The sequence below is a fragment of the Bacteroidota bacterium genome, from assembly GCA_017303905.1.
Lineage (GTDB): Bacteria > Bacteroidota > Bacteroidia > B-17B0 > Aurantibacillaceae > JAHEYG01.
The window spans coordinates 246,269-262,083 of record JAFLBH010000003.1; the positions used below are offsets into that span (position 1 = coordinate 246,269).

A 15,815-nucleotide genomic window follows, 5' to 3' on the forward strand; every position below is an offset into this window, starting at 1 on the left:
TTTTCAGACTATCGTATTTTTTTTCTTCTGTTGAGTACATTTGATAGGCATAATTGCTTCTATGGCTCAACGCATACAAGTTAAATCTGTTTTAAACAAAGCCAAACAAACCGATTCGTGGTTTTTAGATGGCTACACAATTAATCCTTACAGCGGTTGTTCATTTAACTGTTTGTATTGTTATATCCGCGGCAGTAAGTATGGCGAACATATGGAAGAGAAAGTTTCCATTAAGGAAAACACGCTTGAAATACTGGACAAACAATTACACAATAGAGCCAAAAAACAAGAATTTGCTTTTGTCGTTATCGGCACCGCTACCGATCCCTATTTGCATTTCGAGTCGGAAGAAAAACTAACAAGAGGAATTTTGGAGTTAATACTAAAACATCGCTTTCCTGCCCACATTGTCACTAAGTCTGAATTAATAACACGTGATTTTGATTTATTGGAAGAGATAAACAAAGTAGCCATTTTGCCAATGAATCTTGCACATAAGATGGAACGAAAAGTCGTTGTGAGTTTTTCTTTCTCAAGTGTTGACGACACAGTAGGAAAAATATTCGAACCCGGCGCACCACTACCCTCCTTAAGATTAAAGACACTTGAAACAACTGTAAAGAATGGATTTCTTGCCGGCGTAAGTATGATGCCAACTATTCCTTTCGTTAGTGATACGACTGAATCTCTTAACCAAATGTTTTCAGCCTTTAAACAACACGGGGCGCATTACGCGATGCCTTCTACAATAACTTTGTTCGGTAATTCAAGAGGCGATAGTAAAACCATGATGTTTCGTGCCATTGAAAAACACTACCCGCATCTTTTAGAAAAATATAAAAAGTGGTTTGACCAATCGGATTACATGCCTGCGTATTATAACAACGCGTTTAATAAAAAAATGAAGGAATTGAGTCAAGAGTTTAATTTACCCTTGCGTATTGTTCAATAAAAAAGGCTGCCTCGCGAGACAGCCTTTACTATGATTTAATAGAATTTTAATTCTTAATTACTTTTATAACCTCAGCTTTGTTTTTACCCGCTGTTAATTTCACAAAGTAAATTCCATTTGCAACAGAAGATAAATCAATCTCAATTGATTTCACTGAAGCACTTGGCTCAATAGTGTTTTTAGCGTGTACCTTTCCTAATACATCTACAACTTCAACAACCACATCAACGCTGTTTGCATTCAAATTAGCAACAGTAATTTTACCTGTTGTAGGATTAGGATAAACTGCAAACCCAGAGTTATTATTCGCTTCGTTAATACCTGTACAGGTAGAAACACTAACGCTGGCAACTGCCAAACCAGTACATGCGCCATTCGTTCCTGTTACAGTATAATTCGTAGAAGATGTTGGTGTGAATGTTGCTACGGATGATGTTCCACCACCTGAAGTCCAATTGTAAGTACTAGCTCCACTTGCACTGAATGTAACAGAGCTTCCAATACAAATTACTTGATTTGCATTAGCAATAGTTACTGTTGGTGTTGGATTTACTGTAACGTTAACCACAGCACTTGAAGCACATGTTCCGTTATTCCCTGTAACCGTATAAGACGTAGAACCTGAAGGTGAATAAGTAGCCGAAGCTGAAGTTCCCCCACCTGAAGTCCAGTTATAAGAAGCAGCTCCACTGGCATTAAATGTTACCGAACTTCCCGAACAAATTGCTTGGTTTGGATTAGAAACTATCACTGTAGGAGTGCCGCTAACCGTTACATTAACCACAGCGTTTGAAGAACATCCCAAAGAAGTTCCGGTTACTGTATAAGTTGAATTGGAAGATGGTGTATAAGTAGCGCTAGCACCTGTACCGCCTCCGCTTGTCCAAACATACGTTGATGCACCACTGGCATTAAAGGTTACTGAGTTTCCTGAACAAATGGTTTGATTTGCATTAGAAACAGCCACTGTTGGATTAGGATTTACTACAATGTTTCTTACAGCTGTACCAACACAACCATTCGCATTCGCTCCTAACAATGTATAGGTTGTACTTGCAGCAGGAGTCGGAGCTATTGGATTTCCTGTAATTGATCCCGGCATCCAAGTATAAGACGTTGCTCCGCTAGCGGTTAAGGTAGTACTTTGTCCGGCACAAATTGCCGTATTACTTGCTACCGCATTTACTGTAGGTAAAGAATTAACTGTAATGCTTCTAACAGCAGTATTTGTACAACCTGCAGTTGAAGTTCCGGTTACTGTATAAGTAGTATTAACTGTTGGAGAAACAGCCACACTCGCTCCGGTTAAATTCCCCGGCATCCATGTGTACGTTGATGCACCACTCGCAACAAGGGAAGCATTTGAACCAATACAAACTGCGCTACTACTTCCTGCGGTGCTCACCGTTGGAAGTGGATTTACACTTAAAGTTTTAACTGCCGTATTCCTACAACCGTTAGATCCGGTTCCTGTTACTGTATAATTTGTTGTGATAGTTGGTGACACAGCAATAACCGCTGTTGTTGCCGATGTATTCCATGTGTATGTTGTAGCGCCTGATGCTGTTAAATTTGTTGTGTTACCAATACAAACAGAATTAACACCGCTTACAGAAACACTTGGTAAAGCATTTATCGCAACGTTTGCTACAGCTGTTGAAGAACATCCGCCATTATTTCCGGTAACTGTATAAGAAGTAGGTGCAGATGGAGAATACGTTGCACTTGATCCTGTTCCTCCTCCACTTGTCCAGCTATACGCCGAAGCTCCGGATGCGCTGAATGTAACCGGACTTCCGGCACACACTGTTTGACTTGCATTTGAAACTAATACTGTAGGAGTGTTGTTAACCGTTATAGTTTGTGTTGTTAATGTACCGGGACCACTTCCGTTACTTGCCACCATGGAAACAACATATGTACCGCCGGTTGAAAAATTAACGGTTGGGTTTTGAGAAGCCGAAGTATTTACGGTAACACCTGCTGATGGTGTTACGCTCCAGCTCCAAGTAGTTGGGGCATTGCTCGACTGATCATTAAATACTGTATTTTGTCCGGCACAAATTCCGGCAGCAGCTACTGAAAAACTTGAAACAGGAGGAGCGGCAGAAATTACATCTACCATCCAAACACCGCGACCGTAAGTAGCTGCGATTAATTTTGTTGGATTAGCCGGAGATATTTCCATGTCAAACACAGGTGTATTTGGTAAACCTGTATTATAAAGTGTCCAAGTTGAAGATAAATTATCTCTATAATAAACACCAACATCCATTCCAACATATACCATATCATTCGTTCCAACCTGATAAACGGAACAATTAGCAGGAAGGTTTGGAAGATTGGATGTATAATTCGTCCATGTAGTTCCGCCATTAGTACTCATGAATACTTTATTTCCGGCTGAATAACCACTTAATGTAACCCATAATTTATTTGCATCCGTTGGAGAAACTGTAATGAATGTTGGCGCGCCGCTTCCTGTAGGAACGGTTCCTGTAATATTTGTCCAAGTAGCACCGGCATCCGTTGTTTTCCAAATAGCAGTTCCCTTTATTACATATAAAATATTTCCATTGGTTGGTGCAATTGCAAACTCAACTATAGTTGAAGTGCCACTCATACTACCTGCAGTTGCCGTAAAATTCACACCTTTGTTTGTTGAGCGGAACATTTGCTGGCGTCCGGCCCACACGTTATTCGCGTTAGAAGGATCTTGTTTCCAAGGCGAAACCCAGTTACCTGTACCGGATAATCCGCTTGGTGTATTCCAGCTTGCACCGGTATTTGTTGAATACCTGAATGCACCGCTATAGTACGAGGCAAACATATTCGCGTTATTTGTTCTGTCAATAAAACAATCCATTCCATCACCACCCATACGAGCCGCATAAGTTGTTCCATTCCAATAACTGGTTCCATTATCCTGATGTCCGGTAATCCAAAAATTAGCGGTTAAGGCTGATGTTCCAATTTTGTAGATTTGAGAAATATTCATTAAACCAGAAATCTCTTGCCAGTTTGTAGCTGTTCTTCTATAAACAGTTCCATCATTACAATTGAATAAGGTTCCTGCGGCATCATACTCTAAATCGTGATGATCGGCATGTGTAAAAGGCGCGCCGCTTCCTGTCCAATGTCCATACAACGTCCAGTTTGTACCGCCATTTGTAGTGCGCCACACGTTCACGCCACCTACTACAACTTCATCTTTGTTTAATGGAGAAGCTGCGACACACAAATCATACCAGCCTTGTCCACCGGTATCGCTTCCTGTGCTACTCCATCCCAATAAATTTGGAGATGTTGCCATCGTTGAAAAACTCACTGCACTGTTTGTAGAACGGTAAAATCCTTGAAAGCCACTATTAGAACTTAATGAAGCTAAAACATAAACATAATTAGGGTCGTTCGGTGTTACTGCAACAGCCATACGATTAACTCCAGTTGTTGGCAAACCTGCATTTACCGTTGCCCATGTTGCTCCACCGTCGTTAGAAATTCTGAATGTTGCGCCACCCGCGTAAACCGTATTCGGATTTCCGGGCTTGAACTCTAAATCATGAGTACTTGTTGTAAATACTTGCGTCCATGATGTACCGGCATTTGTGGTTCTGTATATTCCAACATTTGTTGCGGCAATAAGAATTTGAGGGTTGGTTGGGTTAATTATTAATCTACGAATAGTGCGTCCTTGATTAACAGTCCAAGCTAAACCTGTAGCTGCCCAAGTGTTTCCACCATCAATTGATTTCAATATTCCTGTTGAATAAGTATCCCCGGCATCACCATCACCTGTTGCTAAATACATAATGTTAGGATTGCTTGGATCAATTGCTAAATCAGAACATCCGGTAACCGTTAAGAAATCAGTGTTGGTTGTCCAACTTGTACCTCCATTGGTAGATTTCCATAAACCACCTGCCGGTGCGCCCACAAATAAAGTGTTAGAGCCGGCAGGATGAATGGTGATAAAATTTAAACGACCGGATTTTAAAAGCTGACCGCCTGCACTTCCGCTTATAGCTCCAAAAGGACCCACAGCCGTCCATGTAGAGGATGCGATCATATTTGGATTACTTAATTTTTGTGTAGAATTATTCTGAAGGAAAGTCTCAAAATTTTTCATGTTTTGAGACGGCAAGGTTAAATCCCCTGAAGGGTAAACACGCGGTTCCATGTAATTTTCCCAACGCTTAAATTGTTTCCAACCCTTACCCTTTTCGGTGGGGTCGTGAGTTGTAAAATAATTATTGAAAGCTGCTTGGATTGTATAAAAATTTGATCCAGGCTGTTCCATCATATCTACCCAATCTTGCGCAATAAAATTTAAGCTGTAAAAGCTTAAAATGAAAAAAGCATATAATTTTTTCATGTGTGGGGGTTTAAAGTTTAAGTAATAATACAAAAGCAAAAACTAAAAGTCAAGCCAAAGTTTTGAGCATTAGATTAAATTACACCTTTTTGCGACCAAAAATTGGAATGCTAAAACCCTCCTACAAATCCGATTTGAATGATAGGGTTAGAATAGGGAGAATATACACTTTGATTAAGATTCCAAAAACCACTGGCGATGGCATAGAAATTATCACTGATTGGATAGCGCAAGCCTCCACCTACTAAAATATTATCAATCCAAATTCTTGCATTGGGAGATTTAGAATAAAAATCATCGCGATTTATTCTATCCCATCCCACCTGAGCAAATACATTTTCCAAAATAAAATAACGCGCGTAAATTCTTCCTCCCCACAAATTAGTCCTGTAGGTATAATTAAAGTATTTGTAACTGTAATAATTATAAATAGCCCCCACACCCATCGAATACTTTTTGGTAATCTGAATGCCAACCAAAGGAGAGATATCTACGAATGTAGGATTACCAAACCAGGCGCCTAAATTTACTCCCCAAAACAAACGATCGGTAAACCGAATTTTATCATCCGAATTTTTCCGGCTAACTGTATCTTGCACATAATCGTACTGACTTAACATACGGCAAGGTTGTGCCAAACAAAACACAAGTATCAAAATTCTTATAATTTTATAAAAACGCATTGCCTTTTTAAACCGTATATTTACATACAAATTTACTGAATATGTTTATTGTTGTAACAGGTGCTTCCCGCGGAATTGGCTTAGAAATTGTTAAACAATTTCTGGCTGATGAGGAAAATACAGTTTTGGCTGTTTCGCGCAACGCCCGTGAATTAGATAAGTTAAAAAAATCAAATGCCAATCTGATAACTGTTTATGGCGATTTAACAAAAACTTCCGTGTTAAACAGTATTGCTTCACTTATTGATAAAAACGGGAAACGTGTTGACATATTAATTAATAATGCCGGTGCAATCGTCAATAAACCATTTGAAAAAATCAAATCCGAAGAAATTCAACAAGTTTACTCTGTGAATGTTTTTGCTCCGTTTCTATTAATTCAAAAACTTCTTCCGCGGATGGGAAAAAAATCGAAATCTCACATCGTCAATATCGGAAGCATGGGTGGATTTCAAGGCAGTTCCAAATTTGCAGGATTAAGCGCTTATTCATCTTCCAAATCGGCCATTGCAGGATTAACAGAATGCTTAGCTGAAGAATTAAAACCTAAAAACATTACCGTTAATTGTTTGGCTATTGGTGCAGTGCAAACTGAAATGTTAAGTAAAGCTTTTCCAGGATTTAAAGCGCCGCTTCAACCTCAACAAATGGCTAATTACATTGTTGAGTTTGCGTTAACCGGACATCAATATTATAACGGAAAAATATTACCTGTTTCATCAACCACACCATAACATGAAAACATTATTTTATCTTTTATTGCTTCCTGTCTTGACATTTTCTCAAGTGAAAGTAAATATTAATGTATTGCAAAAACAAACTTATTGTGGCGGCGCGCGACCAACACCTGAAATTACGGCCCAATATGAAAAGCCAATTCCGTATGCGAATAAGAAACTAATTATCGTTTCTTCCAATGGAAAAGTAGACTCGACCACAACAACATCAAAGGGATATTTAAAGGTGCGTTTAAAACCGGGTGCCTATAAATTATATGAGCCATGGCGTTATCATAAACAAACTCCAAATGGCAGCGATATCAAAAACTTTGATAAAGATTGCTTACAAAAACAATGGGAAAAGGTCGATATAATTATCGATGCGCAGAAAAAACGCCAGCAAATTACCATGGATATCGATGATACGTATTGTCCGCACACCTTACCTTGTGTTTTAAACCCTCAAATGCCTGAATAGTGAAACGCCTTTTTGTTTTATTCTTCTTAATCACATTTTCAGCGCATGCACAAAACTTAAAACAAACAGTGCGTGGTGTTGTGTTGGATAAACAAACTCAAAGTCCGATTCCGGGTGCTGTTATTACCATTTTAAATTCTTCACCGCTAAAAGTAGCCAGTTCAGATGAAGACGGAAAATTCCGAATCGATAGCGTTCCTATTGGAAGATGGAGTGTAAAAACAACACTTATTAGTTACAAAGAAAAAACACAAACCGTTATAATTACGAGTAGTAAGGAAATTGTATTAACAGTTGAGTTGGAAGAAAACGCGTTTCAGGCAGGGGAAGTTGTTGTTGTGGCCGAACAAGACAAAACTAAAACCAACAATAAAATGTCGACCGTTAGTTCGCGTGTGTTCTCCGCTGAAGATGCTTCACGCTATGCAGGTAGTCGTAACGACCCGGCGCGCATGGCTGCTAATTTTGCAGGAGTGAGTGGCGCGAATGATAGCAGAAACGACATCATCATTAGAGGAAATTCTCCACTAGGAATTTTGTGGCGATTAAATGGGTTGGATATTCCAAATCCTAATCACTTTGGATCGATGGGTTCAACAGGCGGACCCATCAGTATTTTAAACAATAACACACTTGATAATTCTGATTTCATGAGTGGTGCCTTTCCGTCGGATTATGGAAACGCTACTGCCGGTGTGTTTGATTTAAAAATGCGTACCGGTAACAATGAGAAATACGAATACTTGGCTCAAATTGGTTTTAATGGATTTGAATTAGGAGCTGAAGGCCCCTTCTCAAAAAAGAAAAAAGGTTCTTATCTCGTAAATTATCGCTACTCTACTCTAGCGGCTTTCAAATATATTGGATTAGATTTTGGAACCGGTGATGCCGTGCCGCAATATCAGGATTTGACATTTAAAGTAGATTTACCCACTGAGAAAGCCGGCAAATTTGCTGTTTGGGGTATAGGCGGACTCAGTTATGTGGAGCTTTTGTCGAGTCAACAATCCAAAAAAAATAATTTATATGGTTATAGCGGCAGAGATACTTATTTTAAAGCCAATGTTGGTGCCGGTGGTATATCACACACCTATTTAATTAACTCCTCCTCCTATACAAAATTCAACATTGGTGCCAGTGCGCAAGAAAATTTAATTATAGCCGACAGAGTTGATACAGCCTTTACACCTTGGAAAATAAATCCCGAATACCGCAACAATTCGCTTAATATTAAATACTCCGGCAACTTTACGTACAATAAAAAATTCAACGCCCGTAATTTTATTAATACAGGTTTCTATTATGATTTTTTCAATACTACATTTATTGACAGCATCAATAATTTTGACTCTCTCGGTTTTATAACCTTAAGAAATTACAGAGGAAATACATCGTTAGCACGTGTGTTTTTGCAATGGCAACATAAGTTTACCGAGAAACTCAGTTTAATAACCGGAGTAACTTATCAGTACTTATTGTTAAACTCATCGCAAGCGCCGGAAGCTCGATTAGGTTTAAAATATGAAATCAATAAAAAGCAAACACTGAGTTTCGGTGCAGGTATGCATAGTCAGGTACAGCCCTTGTATTTGTATTTCGCTACAGCCAAAACACCAACCGGAAATGTGGAGACCAATAAAGATTTAGATTTCACCAAAGCTTTGCATGGCGTTTTAGCGTATGATGTAAACTTATTTAATAGTGTTCGAATCAAAACAGAATTGTATTATCAATATCTGTACAAAATTCCGGTTCGAAGCAGAAAAGATTATTTCTCTGCCATAAATTTAGGCGCTGATTTTAATAGTCCGAATGTAGATAGTTTGGTGAGTGAAGGTACCGGCGAGAACTATGGTATTGAGATTACAATTGAGAAATTTTACAGCAAAGGTTATTACTTTTTGATTACCGGTTCTTTCTTTGAAAGTAAATATGTAGCAAGTGATAAAGTTTACCGTAATACAGCGTTCAATGGTAATTATGTGTTAAATGTTTTAGGCGGAAAAGAATTTAAGATAAAAGAAAAACATGTTTTGGCTTTGGATGTAAAAGCCACCTTTGCGGGAGGAAAACGTTACGTTCCTGTGGATTTAGCAGCCTCCATTGCTTACGGCGACGAAATACGCGATGGCACTCAAGCTTATGTAAAACAATATTCGCCTTATTTCCGACTGGATGTAAAACCAAGTTACCGCCTAAACACAAAACGTTTTACGCATGAAGTAAGTGTTGACGTACAAAATGTAACACGCCATGATAATGTGTTTCAGGAAATTTACGATTTAAACAGTAAGAGTATAAAAACCGATTATCAATTAAAGTTTTTTATAATTCCACAGTATAAATTGACGTTTTAGAATTGTCATTTCGAGTTTAGCCTCCGTAACGTAGAGGAGGATGCGAAAACGAGAAATCTCCTTGATTAGATTCCTCCCTGCGGTCGGAATGACATTTGCTGTTTCAGCTTTATTTCAAATTTAATTCTGCAAAAATCCGCGTTATCCGCGGGAAATAAAAATCTAATAAGCTCTCACGTTTTTACCTTCCATGTAATTTATGAAAGAGCGGTTGGCTACCTTATTTCCTCCCGGAGTTGGATAATTGCCGGTGAAATACCAATCGCCTAAATTATTCGGACATGACAAGTGTAAGCCTTCAATATTTTGATAGATAATTTCTAAATCTGATTTCAAATCAGCCGGACGAAGTAGCTCGGATATCTTTTGTGATATTTCTTCGGATGTAAACGTACTGTAAATTTCTTTTACCACATTCACCTGTTCTTCTTTCGGCTTTTGTACTTCAACTAATGCCTTCTCGTAAACCGATTTTAAAACATTTTCACGACCGGTTTCTTTTAAGAGCGCGATGGTAGCTTCGAACGCAATGAACTTACCTAAAACTGCCATATCAATTCCATAACAATCCGGATAACGAATTTGAGGAGCAGAAGAAACTACTACAATTTTCTTTGCGCCTAACCTGTCTAATATTCTTAAAATACTTTGCTTTAAAGTGGTACCACGAACGATACTATCATCCAACACCACTAAGTTATCTATACCTTTATTTACAATACCGTAAGTAATATCATAACCTAAGTTCACCAGCAAATCACGACTTTCATCATCAGTAATAAAAGTACGTTGCTTCGCGTCTTTGTATACAATCTTATGCACGCGTGGCTGAATCGACAATAATTTACTTAATTGTGGTTCCGCTACATTTCCTGTTTTAAGAATTTCAGTGGCCTTAAATTTATTTAAGTAATCATCCAAGCCTTCAATTAATCCGCCAAAAGCAACCTCAGCTGTATTGGGAATATAACTGAAAACAGAGTTTTCCAAATCGTAGTTAATGGATTTTAAAACAGCCGGTACAAGATAACGGCCGAGAGCTTGCCGCTCTTTATAAATATTGGCATCATTACCGCGAGAAAAATAAATCCGCTCAAATGAACAGGCCTTTTTTTCTAGAGGTTCGATAATTTCCTGTTCCGCGAACTCACCGTTTTTCTTAATGATAGCTGCATGTCCGGGTTTTAATTCTTTTACAGAATCATAATCCGCATTAAACACAGTTTGAATAACAGGACGCTCACTTGCAACAACCAAAACTTCATCATCCATATAATAAAAAGCCGGACGAATTCCGTTAGGATCACGCAACACAAATGCATCGCCATGTCCAATCATACCTGCCATTACATAACCACCATCCCAACGCTTACTACTCTCTTTTAAAATGGAGGTGATATCAATATTTTCCTGAATTTTTTTGGAAATAACCTCATTGGTTAAACCTTCTTCCTTAAACTGACGGAATAAACGATCATTTTCCTTATCCAGGAAATGACCAATTTTTTCCATTACGGTAACAGTGTCTGCTCTTTCAGTTGGATGTTGACCAAGTTCAACTAAATGTTCCAGTAATTCATCTACATTGGTTAAGTTAAAATTACCGGCAACAACTAAATTACGCGCCATCCAATTATTCTGACGACGAAATGGATGACAGGAATGAATGCTGTTTTTTCCGAAGGTACCGTAACGAAGATGCCCTAATACGAGCTCGCCACAGAAAGGAATATTTTCTTTTTGCCAATCGGCACTTTTGTACTGCTCCGGATTTTTTCGTTGCGCTTGTACAAACAACTCATTTACCTGTGAAAAAATATCCTGTGGAGCTTTTGGTGCAATGGAACGTAAACGATCAAGATAATTTGTGCCCGGTGCAGCATCTAATTTTATAGTTGCAATTCCAGCACCGTCTTGTCCGCGATTAATCATTTTCTCCATGAGCTGGTACATTTTGTGTAAGCCATAACGTGCCGAGCCATACTTTGTTTTGTAATAGGAGATTGGTTTTAATAACCTGATGAGTGCTACACCGCACTCGTGTTTAATTATATCGCTCATGGAAAAGAAAGTGCAAAGTTATTATTTTGTTATCTCTTAACGCAGTATTTAATTCAACAAGAAACCAACTTTCTCAACATTTAACACGTATTGGTAATTAAAGAGTCAAAGTCTTGAAAAGTGGATTATTTTCGGTAAGCAAAATTACGTTTTTAAGTCGCTGACTTTCAATATAATAAATTATTGTTTATTTAAGTAATATTAACTAAATTTGAGGTTTAGATGCAAAATTCATTTTTTATGATGAAAAGAATACTTCTTTTATCCTTTTTGGCCGTGCTTATCAATGTAGCCAAGTCACAAGTTGTTATCAATGAGATCTGTTATACGAACCCTGGTCTTGCCATTACAGATGGTTATGGTAATGCTTCCGATTATATAGAGTTATACAACGCAACACCTGGATTGCCGGTGAACATGGCAAACTATTATTTAACCAATGACATTAACAATCTTTACAAGTGGAAAATCCCTTCAACCATTACTATTCCTTCTTTTAGCTTTCAAGTATTCTTCTGTACCGGATTAAACAAAACAGATCCTACCGGATACATACATACTAATTTTGACATTGAACAGTGTAAAAATCAATGGGTCTTGTTAACCCGCTCTCCGGGTGTAATTGTGGATTCGTTTTTTGTTCGTCGTACCAAACCGGGTGACAATTGGGGAAGATATCCGGATTACGTTTCAATCACTAATCAATCTTGGAAATTATTAAATGGTGCTAGTACAGCTATCACCTCTTTCTCAACTACAAACGCAGCATATCCTGCTGCCAGTGCTTATATCGCTTACGCTCCTGTTCCAACCTTCTCAACAAATCCCGGCTTTACGCCTCCTGCATCCGGACAATATGATTTATACATTGCAGACACAGTCAATTTTCAAATCAACTATACCCAAGGTTTTTGCGGACAAATAGGAGGTTCTATTCCCTGCACAACATTAACAGGATGTGTTGGTACAACGAGTACTGCAACAACTTATACCTATGTGAATGGAATTGATGTAATACCTGCAATTGGTATGACCAATGTAATTACAGCTATCACTATTCCTAAAGGCACTTACTCATTAAGCTATTTGCCGAGTTTTGCCGAAACCAATACGTATTTCGACGGAGCCGATTTAGGAGGTTCTCCCGGATTTGGCTTACTCTCAACGGTTGTTGATACAATTTTCTTCAGAACAGCTGCACCTTCAACCATTCATGTGGAATATTTTGACAAAAATAAATTTTATTCTGAAGCCGGTGGTGGTGCCGTTCAACCGCCAAATGACGGATGGTTAAATGCTCAACGTGGATTTGATGTTAGCTTTGATGATAGAACAGGTTACGGTTGCTCTTTGAAAGGAAATGTATATAACGACGCAACCTTTGGTGTAAGTACACGAACTGTATTCACCAGCTTTGAAGTAAGTGCGGCAGGAAAAGATAACTTTTCTGCAATGACTCCTACTGCCTCTACCAATCCACCACCAAAAGGAGCACATATGCGTGATGCCTTTGCGCAAACCTATGCTATGAAGTACAAGTTAAATCTGGATGGTATGCACTATAAACCTATCCGTACTTTCGTGAATGGTTGTTATTGGGGTATCTATGAATTCCGTGAAATTCCTGATGAAGAATATTTAGAACATTACTATGGCATTCCAAAAGATTCTAGTGATATTTTACGTCAGCATGTTGTAGGCTCTATCTTTAATGGTTCTGACACAGGATGGGTAACAACACCTATGACCGGACCATCCGCTAACAACGATGGATTATTTAATTATGTAAAAACATTCCCTGTATTTAATAATCCAAGCCCTTATTATAACAATACCATGGCACGTTTAAGTCAATTTAGCTTCATGGATCACTTTATTTACAATAGTTATTTAGTGAATACCGACTTGACAAGCTTAAATACTACCTGGTGGAGAAAACGTAATAATGGTTTAACTGCACCAATTGCAGGCGCAGATACTCTCATGAAATGGCGTTATTTTATGTGGGATATGAATAACATTTTAGGATTGCGTGTTGCTCCTTCAACTTATACCATTTCAGGCACCGCTCCTATGATGACATCACCTTGCGTGTTTACTTCAACGATTTTTCCTACCAATCCTAACACCTACACAACAGTTACATCCAGTTATACCGGTCATACTTTAATGTTGAACCGTTTGTTACTGAATGCGAAATTCAAGAATGATTATTTGAATCGATATCAGGATTTACTGAACACGGTTTTAAGTTGTAATAAAATGCTCGCGCATTATACTTACTTCAGGAATATGTTTAATGCAGAAATACCAAACCATTGTGCATTTCCTAATTGGAATGTTCAGCAACCGGATTGGGATTTTAACATGGATACATTGCGTGAGCGAATTACACAACGTTGTACAAAAGCCGACTCCTTACTTTCTAAATGTTTGAATCTTGCCGGCCCTTATACTTTGAATATCGACGTAAAACCTTCAGGTGCAGGAACAGTTGATTTAAACAGTTTGCATTTAACTTCATTTGTTTGGAGCGGAGATTATTATCAAACCAAAACAGCACCTTATATGTATACTTACCTAGAGGCTTATCCTGTTGATACAAGTGTTTATGTTTTCGATCACTGGGAATTTACAAGCAGTACAAATAGTACAACGGCTGTCCCTGGAGATAAAAACAGTAATAATTACTTATTTAAAGATTCTTTATCCTTTGTTTTAACAGAGGGTGATTTTGTTACAGCCGTTTTTGCCGATAAGCGAACGGATGTTATTTTCCCAACCGGATTTACACCAAATGGTGACGGACAAAACGAAACATTCTCTCCATTAGGTGCTGCTGCTCGATTCTCTCAGAATTATGAATTACGCATTTGGAACCGTTGGGGTCAAGAAGTGTTCCGCTCTACCGATTGGAGTTTAGGTTGGGATGGTAATTATAACGGTCAGCTTGCACAGACAGGCGTATACGCTTACCTTCTAACGTATAAAAATGTACTCGGAGAAGATAAAATAGTTAAAGGTAACGTAACACTAATCAGGTAATCAGCATTTAGTAGCATTTCACATTTATGAAAAGAATAATAATAATTTCCTGTTTAACCCTTTCCGTGTTTACTTCCAAAGTAAATGCTCAGGATGTGCACATGGCGCAAATTCAGGAATCGCCTCTATACATTAATCCTGCCAATACAGGTTTCTTTGCAGGTTATTACAGGGTTATTGCCGGCTATCGTAATCAATGGGCTTCAATGGGCAGTCCGTATCAAACAATGGCATTATCGGTTGATGGTGGTTTATTTCGTAATCGTCATAAATCGGCCTTTTTAGGAATTGGATTAAACCTTTTTAACGATCGCGCAGGTTCTGCTAATATTCAAAATACGATTGCGAATTTAAATTTAAGTGCTATTCTTAAATTAAACTCGAAAAGTGCATTCTCTGCCGGAATCTATGGTGGTATTTCCATGAATAACGCCAACTACGCTAAATTAACTTACGCAACTCAATATAACGGAACAGAAATTGATCCTACCCGCCCTACCGGCGAAAGTGTGGCGTACCAATCTTTCACCGCCTCCGATTTGGGAGCAGGTTTAGCGTATGAGTTTGTTACCGATAAAAAAAGAAATGACCGTGATTATATCACCAGTTTAAGAATCGGTGTGGCGGCGTATCACTTAAACCGTGCTAAACAGGAATTTGGTAACTCACAAATTGATCCAAACACAGGTGCGCCTTATGCTGAGCCTTACCGTTTACCAACTCGTTATGTTGGTTCGGCCACTTTACGTTATGATGTTCCAAACAGTAAGGTGACAGTTAATCCAACAGTGATTTACATGATTCAAGGACCGGCTACTGAAATTAATGCAGGTACTTTTATTAAATACCGCTTTAAAAACGGAACTAAAGTAACCGGTGAAAAAGTTGAGAATTCTTTTGGTGTAGGATTATTTTATCGTGTTAATGACGCTATTATTCCTCAGATCTTATTGGATATGGGTAATTATGCAATTGGTTTATCATACGATGCAAACATTTCAGGTTACCGAAAAGCTTCAAGAACAGTTGGAGGATTTGAAATAATGTTACGTTATAACAAATTAGCAGACGCGTTATTTAATAAACGCAGTGAGTACACTAAGAGAAATTAACCCCGCCTCTTAGCTTAATTTATTTTTATTGTT

At 38.3% G+C, this 15,815-nt stretch carries 9 protein-coding genes; 6 read left to right on the top strand and 3 right to left on the bottom strand.

The annotated features are described in order from the left end of the window. Window positions 1–61 precede the first annotated feature (61 nt). Complete coding sequence (locus J0L69_11795; GenBank protein MBN8693869.1) at window positions 62–952, top strand: radical SAM protein; 891 nt, start codon at window positions 62–64, stop codon at window positions 950–952. Between the two features lie 46 nt (window positions 953–998). On the opposite strand, the gene J0L69_11800 is transcribed toward J0L69_11795, so the two are convergent. Together J0L69_11800 and J0L69_11805 are read right to left on the bottom strand one after the other, a co-directional pair. Beyond that, window positions 999–5,327: a T9SS type A sorting domain-containing protein gene (locus tag J0L69_11800; GenBank protein MBN8693870.1), complete on the bottom strand. Its 4,329-nt coding sequence runs from the start codon at window positions 5,325–5,327 to the stop codon at window positions 999–1,001. Between the two features lie 110 nt (window positions 5,328–5,437). Then, window positions 5,438–5,947, bottom strand: a complete 510-nt coding sequence (locus J0L69_11805) for a hypothetical protein (GenBank protein ID MBN8693871.1) — start codon at window positions 5,945–5,947, stop codon at window positions 5,438–5,440. Window positions 5,948–6,051: 104 nt separating this feature from the next. On the opposite strand from J0L69_11805, the gene J0L69_11810 reads away from it, so the two are divergent. From J0L69_11810 to J0L69_11820, 3 genes are read left to right on the top strand one after another with little or no spacing between them, the layout of a single operon-like run. Beyond that, window positions 6,052–6,744 (top strand): SDR family oxidoreductase, encoded by a 693-nt coding sequence (locus J0L69_11810; GenBank protein MBN8693872.1) that lies wholly within the window; start codon window positions 6,052–6,054, stop codon window positions 6,742–6,744. A 1-nt stretch (window position 6,745) separates the two neighbouring features. Continuing rightward, entirely contained in the window at window positions 6,746–7,207 is a 462-nt protein-coding gene (locus J0L69_11815) for a hypothetical protein (protein ID MBN8693873.1), read from the top strand. After that, window positions 7,204–9,564 (top strand): TonB-dependent receptor, encoded by a 2,361-nt coding sequence (locus J0L69_11820; protein MBN8693874.1) that lies wholly within the window; start codon window positions 7,204–7,206, stop codon window positions 9,562–9,564. The genes J0L69_11815 and J0L69_11820 overlap by 4 nt, the downstream gene beginning before the upstream one ends. Before the next feature lie 162 nt (window positions 9,565–9,726). Here J0L69_11820 and J0L69_11825 read toward each other — a convergent pair whose 3' ends face one another. Beyond that, a complete protein-coding gene (locus J0L69_11825; GenBank protein ID MBN8693875.1) occupies window positions 9,727–11,625 on the bottom strand; it encodes an amidophosphoribosyltransferase in 1,899 nt (632 codons plus the stop codon). Window positions 11,626–11,865: 240 nt separating this feature from the next. Here J0L69_11825 and J0L69_11830 point away from each other — a divergent pair, with 240 nt between their 5' ends. Continuing rightward, window positions 11,866–14,670: a CotH kinase family protein gene (locus J0L69_11830; protein MBN8693876.1), complete on the top strand. Its 2,805-nt coding sequence runs from the start codon at window positions 11,866–11,868 to the stop codon at window positions 14,668–14,670. 26 nt (window positions 14,671–14,696) lie between these two features. Continuing rightward, a complete protein-coding gene (locus tag J0L69_11835; protein ID MBN8693877.1) occupies window positions 14,697–15,782 on the top strand; it encodes a PorP/SprF family type IX secretion system membrane protein in 1,086 nt (361 codons plus the stop codon). Window positions 15,783–15,815 lie beyond the last annotated feature (33 nt).

Bases quoted from the DNA above. Each gene is read 5' to 3' on its own strand.
- J0L69_11795 (MBN8693869.1), top strand. From the start codon at position 62: ATGGCTCAACGCATACAAGTTAAATCTGTTTTAAACAAAGCCAAACAA.
- J0L69_11800 (MBN8693870.1), bottom strand. From the start codon at position 5,327: ATGAAAAAATTATATGCTTTTTTCATTTTAAGCTTTTACAGCTTAAAT.
- J0L69_11805 (MBN8693871.1), bottom strand. From the start codon at position 5,947: ATGTTAAGTCAGTACGATTATGTGCAAGATACAGTTAGCCGGAAAAAT.
- J0L69_11810 (MBN8693872.1), top strand. From the start codon at position 6,052: ATGTTTATTGTTGTAACAGGTGCTTCCCGCGGAATTGGCTTAGAAATT.
- J0L69_11815 (MBN8693873.1), top strand. From the start codon at position 6,746: ATGAAAACATTATTTTATCTTTTATTGCTTCCTGTCTTGACATTTTCT.
- J0L69_11825 (MBN8693875.1), bottom strand. From the start codon at position 11,625: ATGAGCGATATAATTAAACACGAGTGCGGTGTAGCACTCATCAGGTTA.
- J0L69_11830 (MBN8693876.1), top strand. From the start codon at position 11,866: ATGATGAAAAGAATACTTCTTTTATCCTTTTTGGCCGTGCTTATCAAT.
- J0L69_11835 (MBN8693877.1), top strand. From the start codon at position 14,697: ATGAAAAGAATAATAATAATTTCCTGTTTAACCCTTTCCGTGTTTACT.